The sequence below is a fragment of the Achromobacter sp. GD03932 genome (assembly GCF_029839485.1).
GTDB lineage: Bacteria > Pseudomonadota > Gammaproteobacteria > Burkholderiales > Burkholderiaceae_B > Achromobacter > Achromobacter bronchisepticus_A.
Genome location: NZ_JAOCAT010000025.1, coordinates 58,481 through 70,609 on the forward strand (window position 1 = coordinate 58,481; position 12,129 = coordinate 70,609).

A 12,129-nucleotide genomic window follows, 5' to 3' on the forward strand; every position below is an offset into this window, starting at 1 on the left:
CCCATCCTCACACGCAGGTAAAGCGGATGCCCGCGTCACGGCAATGCAAGTCCAAATTGGACTTGAGCATGTCCGAGTCGTTGAACACGCCGTCGATGGTGATGATCTCGCGAGGCTTCATCTCCACCAACGGCACGATCATCTCCTGCGTGAAGGACTCCAACACGAACAGCATCTGCCGTCCATGGATGGCGAAGACCTGGCCGCCACCCACCTCCAGTGTTTCGATGGGCGTGATCAGTTCCTGACCGAACTTCAGCAGCAACTCGTAGAGCATGTCTTCGACGGTTGCGCTTTCCTTCTCGGACTTGGCGAACAGTTGAATCTGCTCGGCCAATTCCTCGCCAGTTTCAATGCCGTCGCCGCGCCATTGCTTGAAGTTGGAAGGGGCCAACACGAAAGACTTCATTCCGATGCCTTCTGAAGAGGCCACCAAATCCAAAGACCCTTCGACCATTCTGATTCTTTTCTTAAAACGCTCCCGCGAAATGTCAGCAATTGAATCGAAACCAGCCTTCTTTATTTCTTCGGTATCTACCGGCTCCGGAAGCTGAATCAGAATGGCTTTACGAGCACCGCCATCTCTAGCGTTTTGATCTAACACTGCATGGGCGGTTGTCGCCGAGCCGGCAAAAAAATCCATAACAATGCAGTCATCGTCTTCTTTTTCTGTTGCCATCTCAACAAACTGCCGAATGACCTCTTCGTCTTTTGGATACGAAAAATAGGCTCCACCGAGGAACTTTTCCAATCTTTCGGACGCCGATCGAGCCGGCTGGTAAAATACACTCTGAGGCGTCGTGTAGTCTGTTTCATGGAGATACCGGCGAACCATGATACTGGTCGGCGTAATGAAGCTGATTCGCCCATCACCCACCATGCGATCAAATTCGATTTGATCAAACGCCCATCCGCGGTTTGCACGGAGTGGAATTTCTTCGTTTGTTTTCGGATTGATTAACTTGAATTTTCTTCCACCAGGTGCGGTAGGATCATCTTCCTTATAAACGCCGATCTGGTCTATGTAACGAAATCGCCGATGCGCGAAAGACTGTGTAGCTTTCATAGACCGGAACCAGCCTGCAAGCTCCTCCGAAGCAGCGTCAAAATTCTTGCCATGCTTTGCTTTTAATCTCGAAACTTCTCGCAATACAGGATCGACACCGTCTTTCGACAGCTTCCAGGTCTTCGGAACTGACGTGCGCAAGCGAGCAAATACGAGTACGTATTCGTGGTCGGTTCCAATTTGGTCTGCGGTATTCTTGCTTGCCCCTTCCCACACCATTTGGGCAATGAAATTTTCTTCCCCGAAAATTTCATTCATCAAACAGCGCAGGTTATGTACCTCGTTGTCATCGCACGACACGAAGATCACGCCATCCTCGCGCAACAGATTCCGTGCGATATATAGGCGCGGCAGCATCATCGACAGCCAGTTGCTGTGGTAATGCCCACTTTCCTTGCTGTTCTTGCGAAAGAAGCCTTCGCGCATCAGCGTGCCGTCGTCGGCCAGGTCGTTGATGCGGCGCAAATAGTCTTCCTTGCTTTCCTGGAAGCGGTCGGGATAGATGAAACTGTCCGAGCCGGTGTTGTACGGCGGATCGATGTAAATCAGCTTGACCTTGCCGAAGTACGCCTTCTGCAACACCTTGAGCACTTCTAGGTTCTCACCCTCGATGAACACATGCTCCGCACGGTCGAAGTTCACCGACTTGTCACGCTCGGGTCGAACCGTAGCAGTGGACGGCGTTTGCAGCACCTTATAGGCGTCGCTCTTGCCCGCCCAGGTCAGAGCGTAACGTTCACCACCTTCAAGGACAGCCCCTTCGCCCAGCGCCCGCTTGAGGGCGGCCAGGTCGAGCCTGCCTTCGGAAAACGCTTCGGGAATGAGTGCGGCCAGTTGCATGCGCCGCTCGTCGGCCGGATTGGGTGATGCAGCCAGGTTGGTATCGTTCTGCGAGTCGCTCATGTTCTGTCCTGTGTTTTCTCGGCTATCTGCGCGGCAATCCAGCGATCCAACTCGCTGCGACGAAACCGCCAGGTGCCGCCCAGCTTGAATCCCGGTATCTCCCCCTGCTGGGCCAACCGGTACACGGTCTTCTTCCCTGCCTTGAGGTAGGCCGCTACTTCGTCCAGCGTGAGAATTTCGCTATCGGGTTGGTTCATGTCAGGCGGCTCGCTTGGTGTCGCACGGCGAAGTCTTCCAAAGTTTGGCCAAGTTTACCATCCGATCCACCCATATGAATCTCGAATTTCATGTGCGCAAAGCCATAGATTCAGCATGTGCCATGCGTTGCGGCAAGCTCGTGGCACCAGCTCGATGGCAAGGTCATGTGCTTTAGCCACCAAGTCGTACATGGTCTACGCCAAGAAGGTCGTCGGCATGCCTTTTCCTGGGGAAAACACGCAACGTAGTACCCTTTGGCCTTCAAAGCCGTGCTCTCTCTGGCCTGATCTGGATGAGACGGGCTAGGCAAATCAGCATGAGGTGGCGATGGGCAGGAAAGAAACCGAGGAAGCAATTGAAGAAGCCCGAAGGGGCGGCTTGAAGCGGTTCGATTCCGTCGAAGCCCTGTGCGCCGACCTGAACGCCGACGAAACGCCGGAAATTCATGAAGGCAGCACGAACGTCTATGCCGACCTGGGCCGCCCCGACGCCGATGAAATGCAGGCCAAGGCCACACTCGTAACCGAGATCAGCCAGACTATCACTGCGCGGCAGTTGTCGAACAACCAAGCGGCAGTTGCTCTTGGATTGACGCCGGCCGAGCTGGGCGAGCTGCTGGCTGGCCGCTTCCGTGCGCATTCGGTCGATGACCTGGAACGCTTGGCGGCGCTGCTCGATGAGGCCGGCCGATGATTGATCCGATGAACCTGGAAACCTGGCTGCATGAGAAGGCCGGCTCGGCCCATGACGCGCTGAAAGCCGACCCGGCCCGCGCCGTCTCGGCCGACCGGGTGCGCCACACGCTCGATGAGCTGCTGGCCGAAGCATCCGGCCAGTATCCATTGCCGCCGAAGCAACGCGAATGGGTGGATGCCCCGGCCGTTGGCCGTGAGCTGCTGCCCGAGGACTTGAGAGGAAATGGAGTCAGACTGCATTTTCTCATCATGGGGCCGAAAGCCGAACAGGTTTTCGAGCCCGTGCCCCGTGAGGACCTGAGGCGCGCGCTGCTCGACACCGTCGTGCAGTGGAACGCGCCCGACAACTGGGCGGGCGACGAAAAGCACATCGTCCTCGCCCTGGCCCGCATCTGGTACACGGCCGCCCCTGGCGGCATCGCCTCCAAGGAGCTGGCGGCGACACGGTTGCAGTAAAGATTGCCCCCCACCGAGCCGTGCTGAGCAAGGCGCGGGCGATCTACCAGGGGCACGAGGAAGATGATCTGGCACAACGGCATCAGGCCGAAACCGCGGCGTTCATCATCCATGCGCGCGCCGGCATTGAACGGACTTTCGCCACCGCCCGCTAGCTGAGGATTGCAGGGTGCCGCACGCTTCCGCGGCACGCGATGCCCCCATGCTCTACCGGCCCTAATGTAGCGAATGCGGCAAGACGCAGGCGCCGGCGTCGACCGCATCAATCAAACGCTCAAGCAGTTGAGCCGGACTGTCGTCCCCGATCGTGAGTACGTGCCGCTCTAGCGCCCCCAGCGAACCGAACTGCCCATGCAGCGAAGCAATGGCAGCGGGATCGACCAGCGTATCCCCGCCGCGTTGCTGGCACCTCGTGATGACCACGCTCAAGGGCGGCCTCAGGACGACGTAATGGACGGTAAGGGCCAGCCCCTCGAATACGGGCAGAAACCACGGACCGATGATGCCGTCGAGAACCACGAAGTAGCCGCCTTCGGCATACGCGGACACGGTCCGGCAAAGCGCATCCATCACCACCGTGTTTTGTGCATGGGATTCAGGCAAATACGGCGCGATGGCGCCATGCTTGATGAAAGCCCAAAAATCGTCCGAATGGAGATGAACCTTCGGCGAACCAGCCATCTGTGCGAGGGCCACGGCCGCCGTGGTCTTGCCCGAACCCGGCGGGCCCGTGAGGATCAGGATTTCCTTGCCGTGATTGAACATGGTGCGATGAAAGTCTCCGCGAGTGCGTTGAGCCAATATCCGTACGGTGGATCGATAAGGCCGATACAAGGCTGGACATTGACGTTCAGTGCAGTTATGACGGGTTAAACAGCGTGGTCCACATAGGCTCCAAGCTCTCGCCCGACGTCACGCAACCGCTTCACGTCGAACAAAGGGATACCGTACAAAAAACTTGGACTTACTTCATCTCGCTTTCTGCCTGGAGAGGAATGCTGATGAATCGGAAAGAACTTTAGATCAGGATGATCTGGCGCAGAGTCGGCACGATACCTCTCTTTTTTTACTCCAGGCTCGTAGAGCATGTATGCGTAGTCACTCAGCGAACCTACGCGAAGAAGCCATTTCCATCCGGTTTCTAGTTCAATCCAAAGATGCCAACCTCTGTCCCGCTTGTCCGAACTGCCCACGCGCCCCTCAAGCTCATCGGCCATCGTCGCATGAATGGCTGGGATCAAATCATCGGGAATATAGGTGGAAAGTTCATAGTCAGTCTCGGCCGACAGATGAAATAGCGACGCAAAAAAAGAAAAAATACTTGGATGTTCCCTGGCCTCTCTAAGGTGCTCTTGACAAACCGGCAACTGAATCAGCAACGCATAGGCTGGATCACCAAAGGTTGTTGCGGCGTAGCAGCTTGCAACAGCACCGCAAACCACACATCCATCCCCCCGGCTAAAAATCATGGCACGTTCGACACTCGTGTTGGCCAGCCTGCCAGAAACCAGCTCGGTAGGCAGCTCTGTGGCCTTGGTCTTTGCTTTATGCCATTCGTCAAAAACGTGATGCGCCGCAGGCGTATCCACCAATTCGTATAGCGCCTCGGAGTTCGGCAGAAGCAGAATGTTCCTACAGTATTGCTGTGGTGATGCGGCAAGATTTCGTGGTTGGAATCGGTAACTTCTCATGTAGCCACAGTCAATCGTCGCAGGAAATACAAGCACCCACTCCCTTTCAGCTTTCAGGAAATATGCCGCCGCGCAGATTTCGGCCAGCTTTATCCAAAAGCTAGGTTCATGCGTACAAAACTCCAACATGAAGCGGAGGCGCTTCTCGACAGAGTCGAAGTTCTTGAAGGCTAGTGACGATATCCGCGCTTCAATGATTTCGGCTGTCACGTCAGCCTTCGGCAGAGCATTCAGTGCGGAGTCGATATTGATGAGACAGATGTTAGGTCTAGACATGGATGTTCTTCGAATTCCTTTCGACATAGATGACCGGCACGGTCCTCCGCCTGCGGCAACATTCCCTGCCATGGCGCTAGCGACATATACTTTCCGCGATGTGGGCCCCGCCTTTTTGGCTAATTTGCATCATCCAGGAAAGAAAAAGCCCGCAGTTACGCGGGCCAAACCTCTTTTTTATTTTAGTCGCATAGCTCCCGCCCGACTCACTCCCACTCGATCGTCGCCGGCGGCTTGCTCGACACGTCGTAAACAACACGATTGATGCCGCGCACTTCATTGATGATGCGCGACGACACCCGAGCCAGCAACGGATGCGGCAGCGGCGCCCAATCGGCGGTCATGAAGTCAAACGTCTGCACCGCACGCAGCGCCACGACGTATTCGTAGGTACGCCCATCGCCCATCACGCCCACCGATTTCACCGGCAGGAACACGGCAAACGCTTGCGAGGTCAGCTCGTACCAGGTCAGGCCGCTGGCCTCGTCCTTGGTGTTGCGCAGTTCCTCGATGAAGATCGCGTCGGCGCGGCGCAGCAGTTCGGCGTACTCGTGCTTGACTTCGCCCAGGATGCGCACGCCCAGGCCGGGGCCGGGGAACGGGTGGCGGTAGACCATCTGCGGCGGCAGGCCCAGGGCCACGCCGAGCTCGCGGACTTCGTCCTTGAACAGTTCGCGCAGCGGCTCCAGCAGTTGCAGGTTGAGCGTGTCCGGCAGGCCGCCCACGTTGTGGTGCGACTTGATGGAGGTGGCCTTGCCGGTCTTGGCGCCAGCGGATTCGATGACGTCGGGGTAGATCGTGCCCTGGGCCAGCCACTTGGCGCTCTGCTGCTTGCCGGCTTGTTCCTGGAACACTTCGACGAATTCGCGGCCGATGATCTTGCGCTTGGCTTCGGGGTCGGCCACGCCGGCCAGCTTGCCCATGAACTGGGCGGTGGCGTCGACGTGGATGATCTTCACGCCCATGTTTTCGGCGAAGGTCTGCATGACCTGCTTGCCTTCGTCCAGGCGCAGCAGGCCGTGGTCGACGAATACGCAGGTGAGCTGGTCGCCGATGGCCTTGTGGATCAGCGCCGCGGCCACCGAGGAATCCACGCCGCCGGACAGGCCCAGGATGACTTCGTCCGTGCCGACCTGCTCGCGGATGCGGGCAACGGCTTCGGCCACGTAGTCGGGCATGTTCCAGTCGCCTTCGCAGCCGCAGATCTCGTTGACGAAGCGGGCCAGCATGGCCTTGCCCTGGACGGTGTGCGTGACTTCGGGGTGGAACTGGACGGCGTAGAACTTGCGGTCTTCGTCGGCCATGCCGGCGATGGGGCAGGACGGCGTGGAAGCCATCAGCTTGAAGCCCGGGGGCAGTTCGGTGACCTTGTCGCCGTGGCTCATCCAGACCTTCAGCATGCCGTGGCCTTCGGCGGTGGAAAAGTCTTCCAGGCCTTCCAGCAGCTTGGTGTGGCCGTGGGCGCGAACTTCGGCGTAGCCGAATTCGCGGTGGTCGGAGAAGCTGACCACGCCGCCCAATTGCTGCGCCATGGACTGCATGCCGTAGCAGATGCCCAGGACGGGCACGCCCAGTTCGAACACCGCATGCGGCACGCGCATGGAGCCTTCTTCGTAGGCGGAAGCGTGGCTGCCGGACAGGATGATGCCCTTCAGGCCTTGCGCCATCTGGTCGCGCACGAAGGCGTCGTCGACGTCGCCGGGGTGCACTTCGGAGTAGACGCCGGCTTCGCGGACGCGGCGGGCGATCAGCTGGGTGACTTGCGAACCGTAGTCGAGAATGAGGATGCGCTGGTGCATGGAGACTCTACCGGTAAAGAATAAAACCGCAGTAAATAAAACCGCACCGGCAGAACCGCTGATTCAGGTTGCGGTTCTGCCGGTGCGCGATGCATGACATTGTAGTTGACTGTACGGATCAGTCGGCGCGGTAGTTGGGCGCTTCCTTGGTGATCTGTACGTCGTGCACGTGGGACTCGCGCACGCCCGCGGAGGTGATCTCCACGAATTCGGTCTTGGTGCGCATGTCGTCGATGGTGGCGCAGCCGCAGTAGCCCATCGAGGCGCGGATGCCGCCGACCAGTTGGTAAATGATGGCCAGCACGCTGCCCTTGTAGGGGACGCGGCCTTCGATGCCTTCGGGAACCAGCTTGTCGGCGTTGTTGGACGGATCCTGGAAGTAACGGTCGGCGGAGCCGTCCGTCATGGCGCCCAGGCTGCCCATGCCGCGGTAGGACTTGTACGAACGGCCCTGGAACAGCACGACTTCGCCCGGCGCCTCTTCGGTACCGGCGAACATGCCGCCCATCATGCAGGCGAAAGCGCCAGCCGCCAGGGCCTTGGCGACGTCGCCCGAGTAACGGATGCCGCCGTCGGCGATCAGGGGCACGCCCGTGCCTTCCAGCGCCTTGGCGACTTCGGAGATCGCATGGATCTGCGGCACGCCCACGCCCGCGACGATGCGGGTGGTGCAGATGGAGCCGGGGCCGATGCCGACCTTGACGCCGTCGGCGCCGTACTCGACCAGCGCGCGCGCGGCGGCCGCGGTGGCAATGTTGCCGCCGATGACTTCAACCTTGGGGTAGTTCTGCTTGACCCAGCGCACGCCTTCCAGCACGCCCTTGGAATGGCCGTGGGCGGTGTCGACGATGAGGACGTCGACGCCGGCCGCAACCAGCTTTTCCACGCGTTCTTCAGTGCCGGCGCCCACGCCGACCGCCGCGCCCACGCGCAACTGGCCCTGGGCATCCTTGCTGGCCATCGGGTGTTCGGTGTTCTTGACGATGTCCTTGACGGTGGCCAGGCCACGCAGTTCAAAGCCGTCGTTCACGATCAGCACGCGCTCCAGGCGGTGCTTGTGCATCAGGGACTGCGCCTCTTCCAGCGTGGCGCCTTCCTTCATGGTGACCAGGCGTTCCTGCGGCGTCATGATGTTGCGCAGGGGCTGGTCCAGGTTCTCTTCGAAACGCAGGTCGCGGTTGGTGACGATGCCGACCAGCTTGCGCCCTTCGACCACCGGCAGGCCCGAGATGCCATGCTGGCGCTGCAACGCGATGGCGTCGCGCACCTTCATCTGGGGGGTGACGGTGACCGGATCGATCACGATGCCGAATTCGTGGCGCTTGACGCGGGCGACTTCACGCGCCTGGGCGTCAGCGGACAGATTCTTGTGGATGATCCCGATGCCGCCCTCTTGCGCCATGGCGATGGCCAGGCGCGATTCGGTCACGGTGTCCATGGCGGCGGACACGAGCGGGATATTCAGGGTGATGTTGCGAGTGAGGCGCGTAGCCAGGGAAGTGTCGCGAGGCAGGACCTCGGAATACGCAGGCACCAGCAACACATCGTCGAAGGTGAGCGCTTTTTGTACGAGACGCATGGGTAACTCCGGGCGCAAAGCAAGATTATACGCCGCTTGGGTGTTTTGCCTAGGTGTTGACCCTAGGTTCTCGGGGATATTTCTGTACCTCAGGGTGGTGCTTTTTCCGCATCGCTATTTTTACCCGGGTGTATTGACATCTATTTTTACCCGGATCATAATTCATTCACTAATTTCACCCGGATAAAATATGAGCAACTCAATCACACCCCTCTCCGCCGATCCGCACACCGCCTTCGCCGGTCATCGCATTCTTGCCGCCGGCGCCCTCTCCGACGTGGCGCTCGCGGTCAGGCAGGCGATGGACGAAGGCCGCGACGCCACCATCCTCGTGTTCGACGACCTATCCGGCAAACAGGTCGATCTGGACCTCAGCGGAAGCCATGCCGCCATCGCGGAGCGCCATCGCGTCCGCATTGACCCGGCCGCCCCAGCGCCCGAAGCGCCCGCCGGCGCGGCCGATGACGCGCAACCGCGCGGCCGGGGTCGCCCCAAGCTCGGCGTGGTGGCGCGCGAAGTGACTCTGCTGCCGCGCCATTGGGACTGGCTAGGCGCGCAGCCCGGCGGCGCTTCGGTCGTCCTGCGCAAGCTGGTGGAACAGGCGCGCCGCGACAACGAGGCGCAGGACCGCCTGCGCGAGCGCCAGGAGGCGGCGTACCGGTTCATGTCCAGCATGGCCGGCAACCTGCCCGGTTTCGAGGAAGCCACGCGGGCGCTGTATGCCAGCGACCGCGAGCGTTTTACGCAGCAGATCGCCGCATGGCCCGAAGATGTGCATGGCTACGCCATGGGTCTGGCATGGGGCGCGCCCGCTGAAGCCGCCGCGGACTGAGCCGTGTCGGGGCGCGGCCTGCGCAGGCCGCCCCCCCCTCAAAAAAGCGGCCACGGGATTCCTCGCCGCACTTTCTCCAATGCTGCCGCTGGCTTGCCTCACCGCAGCATCGGCCACAACGTCAGCGCCAGCAGCGATCCCATGCCGATGTTGAACCACTTCAGACGCCCCGGCTGCGCCAGGAATCCGCGCAGCGCCACGCCGAAGCCCGCCCACAGCGAAACGCTGGGCACGTTCACCACCGCGAACACCAGGCACATCCACGCCAGCGACGCCCAGGGCGCCGCGGCATCCACATAAACCGCAACCACGGCCAGCGCGACGATCCAGGCCTTGGGATTGATCCATTGGAACAAGGCCGACTCCATGAACGTGAGCGGCCTGGCAGACGCCTGCCCCGCACCGATGGAACGCGATAGGGCTATGCGCCATGCCAGGTAAAGCAGATAGGCCGCGCCCCCTACCTTCAGGCCTGCCGACAGGGCCGGCCAGGCTTGGAACAGCGCGCCCAGGCCCAGACCTACCCCAAGCAGCAGCGTAGTGAAGCCAACGGTGATGCCCAGCACCTGGGGCAACGTCCGGCCGAAGCCGAAGTTGGCGCCCGAGGTCATCAACATGACGTTGCTGGGTCCCGGCGAAACCGAGGTCACGAAGGCGAATACCGCCAGGGCAAGCAAATTTTCAAAAGACAAGATACAGCTCCGGCAAGGCGCGGCGCACGTTTGCGCTCGCGATCAGACAGCCGCATTGTGAGTCCGGGCCGGCCTGATTAATATTGGCGGTTTTGACATCTTTGATAGCGTTCTTGCCATGAAGATCCAGATCCTGGCCCTGGAGGGCGTGTTCGATACCGGCCTGTCGGCCATCCTGGACGTGTTCACCACGGCCAACGAGCTGGCGCCGCTGCTGCCCGAACCGGTCCAACCGTTCGACGCGCGCATCGTCGGCATGCGCCGCAAGGTGCGCAGCGCACAGGGATTCGGCGTGCCCGTCTCGGGCAGCCCGGACCCGTCGGACCCCGACTGGCTCGTGATCCCGGCCATCGCCTGCAAGATGCCCGAAACCCTGCTGCCCGCGCTGGACCGCGCCGACGTGCGCGACGCCGGCCGCATGCTGCGACAGCGCGCGCCTGGCGCGAACACCGCAGCAGCCTGCATCGGCACCTTCGTGCTGGCGGAATCGGGCCTGCTGGACGGCCACAAGGCAACTACCACCTGGTGGCTGGCGCCGCTGTTCAGGCAGCGCTATCCGGCGGTGGACCTGGAGGACCAACGCATGCTGGTGCGCTCGTCGTCGCTGCTGACCGCGGGCGCGGCGCTCAGCCACATGGACATGGCGCTGTGGCTGGTGCGACAGGCCAGTCCGGAACTGGCCGCGTTGGTGGCGCGCTATCTGATCGTGGACCAGCGGCCCTCGCAGTCGGCCTATGTCATCACCGACCACCTGACGCATGCCGAGCCGCTGGTGCAGGCCTTCGAGCGCTGGGCCCGCGCGCATCTTGCGCAGGGATTCTCGTTGGACGCCGCGGCGCAGGCGCTGGGCGCCAGCAAGCGCACGCTGGCGCGCCGCATGCAGGAGGTCCTGGGCAAGAGCCCGCTGTCGTTTTTCCAGGATCTGCGCGTGGAGCGCGCAGCGCATTTGCTGAAGACCAGCAACCAGTCACTGGAGCAGATCGCGGCGCAAGTCGGCTATGCCGATGGCGTCACGCTGCGCAACCTGCTGCGCCGGCGCCTGGGGCACGGCGTGCGCCAGATGCGCTGATTTCCGCGCCTACGACGCGGGCGGTGGGCGCTTGCCGCGATATGCGTTTTAATCGGAAGCAAGAGGCAGGCGCGCCTTTCGCGCCCGCGCATTTCCACACGGTGCATCATGGCCATCGCAAAGAACTTCCTGCTCTACGACGGAGACTGCCCTTTCTGCTCGAACTACGTGCGGATGCTGCAACTGCAGAAGGCCGTCGGCCCCATCGATCTGCTGAACATGCGCGACCACCCTGACCTGGCGGTGGCCTACAAGGCGCAAGGCTACGATCTGAACCAGGGCATGCTGCTGCACCTGGACGGCCAGGACTACTGGGGCGCCGACTGCATCAACCGGCTGGCGCTGCTCAGCACGGGCAACGACCTGTTCAACAGCGTCAACGCGGCCGTGTTCCGCAACCCCTGCCTGTCGACGGCGCTCTATCCCTTCATGCGCACCGGCCGCAGCCTGGCGCTGACGCTATTGGGCAAGAAGAAGATGCAGATGTAGCCGCGCCGGCCGCTGAGCCGATGCGGGAACGGGATCTGATTAAAGACGGCGCGCCGCGCTACGCGGCGCCGACGGCTCTCGCCAAAGGCGCTGCGGCCGTTTCCGTGTACACGCCCGCATCGGAGCGGCGCCACCCCGAAGCCGGATCGCGCTTGTCGTGGAGATAATCCCAATCCGTGCCGCACACCGCACAGGTGTACGCTTCGTGCTGCACGCCGCGTTGCTGCTGCCCCGTCGACCGCACCACGCCCAGGCTGATCAGGTTGTCATGACCGGGCGCATCGCGCCGGTCCGTGACGATAGCCTCGCATTTTTCACACGCCCCCATGCCTCTTCCCCTTTCAGTATCCTTTCATCGGATATTACGAAGGGAAAAACGCTTAA

The 12,129-nt window shown here is 61.2% G+C and carries 13 protein-coding genes; 5 read left to right on the forward strand and 8 right to left on the reverse strand.

Translation table 11 applies throughout. The annotated features are described in order from the left end of the window. Nucleotides 1-7: 7 nt before the first annotated feature. Together N5C88_RS22025 and N5C88_RS22030 are read right to left on the reverse strand one after the other, a co-directional pair. A complete protein-coding gene (locus N5C88_RS22025) occupies nt 8-1,969 on the reverse strand; it encodes a site-specific DNA-methyltransferase (protein ID WP_280016239.1) in 1,962 nt (653 codons plus the stop codon). After that, entirely contained in the window at nt 1,966-2,166 is a 201-nt protein-coding gene (locus N5C88_RS22030) for a helix-turn-helix domain-containing protein (protein WP_280016240.1), read from the reverse strand. Before N5C88_RS22030 ends, N5C88_RS22025 begins: the two co-directional genes overlap by 4 nt. Nucleotides 2,167-2,494: 328 nt before the next feature. Here N5C88_RS22030 and N5C88_RS22035 point away from each other — a divergent pair, with 328 nt between their 5' ends. Beyond that, nucleotides 2,495-2,860 carry an XRE family transcriptional regulator gene (locus N5C88_RS22035; protein WP_280016241.1) on the forward strand — a complete coding sequence of 122 codons (366 nt, stop codon included), beginning with the start codon at nt 2,495-2,497 and terminating at the stop codon, nt 2,858-2,860. Next, nucleotides 2,857-3,318, forward strand: a complete 462-nt coding sequence (locus N5C88_RS22040; RefSeq protein ID WP_280016242.1) for an aminoglycoside adenylyltransferase domain-containing protein — start codon at nt 2,857-2,859, stop codon at nt 3,316-3,318. The genes N5C88_RS22035 and N5C88_RS22040 overlap by 4 nt, the downstream gene beginning before the upstream one ends. 216 nt (nt 3,319-3,534) lie before the next feature. Here N5C88_RS22040 and N5C88_RS22045 read toward each other — a convergent pair whose 3' ends face one another. From N5C88_RS22045 to guaB, 4 genes are all read right to left on the reverse strand, one after another. Continuing rightward, complete coding sequence (locus tag N5C88_RS22045; protein WP_119451347.1) at nt 3,535-4,083, reverse strand: AAA family ATPase; 549 nt, start codon at nt 4,081-4,083, stop codon at nt 3,535-3,537. Nucleotides 4,084-4,187: 104 nt separating this feature from the next. Next, on the reverse strand, nt 4,188-5,285 hold the full coding sequence (locus N5C88_RS22050) for a hypothetical protein (protein WP_280016243.1): 1,098 nt from the start codon (nt 5,283-5,285) through the stop codon (nt 4,188-4,190). Between the two features lie 206 nt (nt 5,286-5,491). After that, nucleotides 5,492-7,084 (reverse strand): glutamine-hydrolyzing GMP synthase, encoded by a 1,593-nt coding sequence (gene guaA / locus N5C88_RS22055; RefSeq protein WP_059373213.1) that lies wholly within the window; start codon nt 7,082-7,084, stop codon nt 5,492-5,494. A 118-nt stretch (nt 7,085-7,202) separates the two neighbouring features. Beyond that, complete coding sequence (gene guaB, locus N5C88_RS22060; protein WP_059373216.1) at nt 7,203-8,663, reverse strand: IMP dehydrogenase; 1,461 nt, start codon at nt 8,661-8,663, stop codon at nt 7,203-7,205. A 190-nt stretch (nt 8,664-8,853) separates the two neighbouring features. Here guaB and N5C88_RS22065 point away from each other — a divergent pair, with 190 nt between their 5' ends. Further along, complete coding sequence (locus tag N5C88_RS22065) at nt 8,854-9,495, forward strand: DUF2239 family protein (RefSeq protein ID WP_280016244.1); 642 nt, start codon at nt 8,854-8,856, stop codon at nt 9,493-9,495. 98 nt (nt 9,496-9,593) lie between these two features. Here N5C88_RS22065 and N5C88_RS22070 read toward each other — a convergent pair whose 3' ends face one another. Continuing rightward, on the reverse strand, nt 9,594-10,187 hold the full coding sequence (locus tag N5C88_RS22070; protein WP_280016245.1) for a LysE family translocator: 594 nt from the start codon (nt 10,185-10,187) through the stop codon (nt 9,594-9,596). A gap of 118 nt (nt 10,188-10,305) precedes the next feature. On the opposite strand from N5C88_RS22070, the gene N5C88_RS22075 reads away from it, so the two are divergent. Together N5C88_RS22075 and N5C88_RS22080 are read left to right on the forward strand one after the other, a co-directional pair. Beyond that, complete coding sequence (locus N5C88_RS22075; RefSeq protein WP_280016246.1) at nt 10,306-11,256, forward strand: helix-turn-helix domain-containing protein; 951 nt, start codon at nt 10,306-10,308, stop codon at nt 11,254-11,256. A 108-nt stretch (nt 11,257-11,364) separates the two neighbouring features. Next, the gene (locus tag N5C88_RS22080) at nt 11,365-11,745 is read left to right on the forward strand and encodes a DCC1-like thiol-disulfide oxidoreductase family protein (RefSeq protein WP_118932162.1); all 381 of its coding nucleotides are present in this window, start codon (nt 11,365-11,367) and stop codon (nt 11,743-11,745) included. 58 nt (nt 11,746-11,803) lie between these two features. On the opposite strand, the gene N5C88_RS22085 is transcribed toward N5C88_RS22080, so the two are convergent. Next, the gene (locus N5C88_RS22085; protein WP_280016247.1) at nt 11,804-12,073 is read right to left on the reverse strand and encodes a hypothetical protein; all 270 of its coding nucleotides are present in this window, start codon (nt 12,071-12,073) and stop codon (nt 11,804-11,806) included. Nucleotides 12,074-12,129: the final 56 nt, after the last annotated feature.